Source organism: Fusibacter sp. (genome assembly GCF_057447755.1).
The window spans coordinates 1-2636 of record NZ_JBVBZF010000419.1 but is presented as its reverse complement, the minus strand read 5'-3'; the positions used below and the strand labels follow the sequence as shown (position 1 = coordinate 2636).

Below are 2636 nucleotides of genomic sequence, written 5' to 3'. Positions count from 1 at the left end.
GTGATTGTCCTAATGCCAATGCTGCTTATTATGCCAAGATTCTTTGGCTTGACTGGCGTCTGGATATCAGGCCCTATTGCTGACTTCACTGCATCTGTGGTCACAGCCATCATGATTATTAATGAAATGAGGCATCTGGATGATTCCCATCAAGAACAAATGGCATAAGCAATTTTCGCTGACGCTTTTTAAGGTCTAATCACCCTCATTACAACACTTGGCTCAATTTTATTCTATATAAAAAAGCGTTAAAACGATTTTCGTTTTAACGCTTTTTGTTTAGGCTTCAAGTAAAGCCGTAAATGCGGTTTTAAAGGCGTCATCATCTGCCTTGGAACGCTTTTTAAACTTGGTGTATTTGCCTTTTTGCATGCGGTCTAATCGATTAAAATGTCTTTGGTCTAAGATTAAATCAATATTATCCATGGTAATCAATCGCCCGTTTTGATTTATGGCACGTCCTTTTTTGGAGAGCACCATGGCTGCAAGGCCATAGTCCTGTGTCACAACAATATCATCTGCCTGCATGTGGTTGACGATATAAAAATCCGCTGCATCCCGAGAGAGGTCCACCGTCACAATCTCTGCATAATCGTCCTCTATGACCACTGCATGATTTTTAACCACTGTGACGGCAAAGCCTTTGGCTTTTGAAATACCAATTGCTGTTTTAACTACTGGACAACCGTCAGCATCAATCCATACCTTGAGCTTCATATTATGCCTCATCAGTTGTGGTCACATCCTTTTTGGGTGCTTCTCTTTTAAAGGGCTTTTTTCTGTTATTTCGCTTTTTCTTTGCAGGTGTCGTTTTCCCTTTCTCACTTTCCTTCTTTAGACGTACCCACATAGACTTACTATTGCCTTTGGTATGGATGTCAAGGAAGTCAAATTTTCGCAAGAATCTTGAGAGTTTAGGATCGCCATAATTTCTAACGTCAAAGTCAGGATAACGCTTAACCAATCGATTACCAAGCTCACCCATATTCATGCTTTGATCATCTTCGTCGATCTCATTAAGCATTTTCAGAATTGCCGCTTTGATGACGCTGAGCTCTGTCATATTCTTTTCGCTGTCACTGCCTTTGCCATTGATGCCGTTAGTTTCACTGGTTTTAGATGAAAGTCGCTGACCATTTTCGCTAGTCATCATATCCCCCACGCTGACACCACTTGCATCCAAATCACCTTCAACCGTTTTCTTCTCAGAAGCCTCTAAGACTTCAAGATACTTAAACTGATTACAGGAAGCAATAAAGGGCTTTGGTGTCTTCTTTTCGCCCATGCCCAGTACAAACATTGCAGACTCCCTAAGTCTAGACGAAAGCTTGGTAAAGTCACTGTCACTGGATACGATGCAAAAGCCATCGACTTTTCCGGAATATAAGATATCCATAGCATCAATAATCATTGCTGAATCTGTTGCGTTTTTACCGCTTGTGTAGCTATATTGCTGAATGGGTGTAATCGAGTTTTCCAGCAAGACATCCTTCCATGAAGCCGAGGTGCTCTTGGTCCAATCGCCATAAATTCTTTTGTAGGTTGCCACACCGTAATTTGAGATTTCATCCAATACATTGGAGATGTACTTGGCAGAAATATTATCAGCATCGATTAATACGGCAAACCTTTTTTCTTCTAACATATAACCCCCATCTTCTATTTTTTATTTTATGGTCTAAATGGCTTCGTTAAGCCATTTTTATTTCCTCTATTTCGTTAAAGGCACCCAGAATTTCCTGCCATATGAGATTTTCGGTCATACGTGCCTGTCTTGGTTCGCAAAGATAGCGAATGGTCAACATGAGATAGCCATCTCTTACATTGACAAAGACAATGGGTGTCAAGTTAGTGTAATGAAGCATGTAGCGTTTGGAAGCCTGAATGACATTTTCTTCAGCTTCACTGGACAGATGAAGGGTATGATGGTTGATGATTTCTTCAAGCTTGAGCTTTGCCATCTCCCATGGACTATCAAGTGTTAGTCTCACCTCAATCTCATTCCAAATGTATTCAAATCCCTTATTGGCATTGGTAATGCCATGTAGAAAGAGAAAATTGTTTGGAATATGAATGATTCTTCCGGTACTTTGCTGACCATATCTCGGCGAAGAAACTTCCATGAGGACTGTTTGAAACACTTTGATGTCAATAACATCACCCACGATTTCATTCACTGTGATTCGGTCACCAACCTCATAGGGTTTTTGAAATAAGAGAATCAACCATGCTGCCATATTGGTAAAGAGCTCTCTTAAAGAAATTGCAATCCCTGCTGAAATAAAGCCCACATAGGTTGCAAGATCCAGTTTTGATTCAGACCAAATCAAAACAATTACCACAAGGAGGATCACCGTATTAAAATAATAAAGTCTTTTACGAGTTGTATAGTAGACGCTGTTGTTTTTAATGGTTTTAAATAAGATTTTACTCATCAACTGAATCAAGAGGACATTCAAAAGCATTAACCCTAATGAAATCAGAAGCTTGATTAAAAAGGCATTTCCCTCTATATATGCAAGCATAATATTCACCCACGTTTCATCTGACGATTAAACTCTCGCCACAAATTCAAATTTTTCATTATTGAGGCCATCAAAAAATACAATCTTGGCAGACCCAACAATTCTAGGCTC

General features: G+C 39.6%; 3 protein-coding genes. All 3 read right to left on the bottom strand.

Annotated elements, in window-relative coordinates; translation table 11 throughout:
• Nucleotides 1-279: 279 nt before the first annotated feature.
• From AC220I_RS21100 to AC220I_RS21090, 3 genes are read right to left on the bottom strand one after another with little or no spacing between them, the layout of a single operon-like run.
• A complete protein-coding gene (locus AC220I_RS21100; RefSeq protein ID WP_486725843.1) occupies nt 280-717 on the bottom strand; it encodes a YaiI/YqxD family protein in 438 nt (145 codons plus the stop codon).
• A gap of 1 nt (nt 718) precedes the next feature.
• Nucleotides 719-1645: an NYN domain-containing protein gene (locus tag AC220I_RS21095; RefSeq protein ID WP_486725842.1), complete on the bottom strand. Its 927-nt coding sequence runs from the start codon at nt 1643-1645 to the stop codon at nt 719-721.
• Nucleotides 1646-1691: 46 nt separating this feature from the next.
• Nucleotides 1692-2525 carry a mechanosensitive ion channel domain-containing protein gene (locus AC220I_RS21090; RefSeq protein WP_486725841.1) on the bottom strand — a complete coding sequence of 278 codons (834 nt, stop codon included), beginning with the start codon at nt 2523-2525 and terminating at the stop codon, nt 1692-1694.
• Nucleotides 2526-2636: the final 111 nt, after the last annotated feature.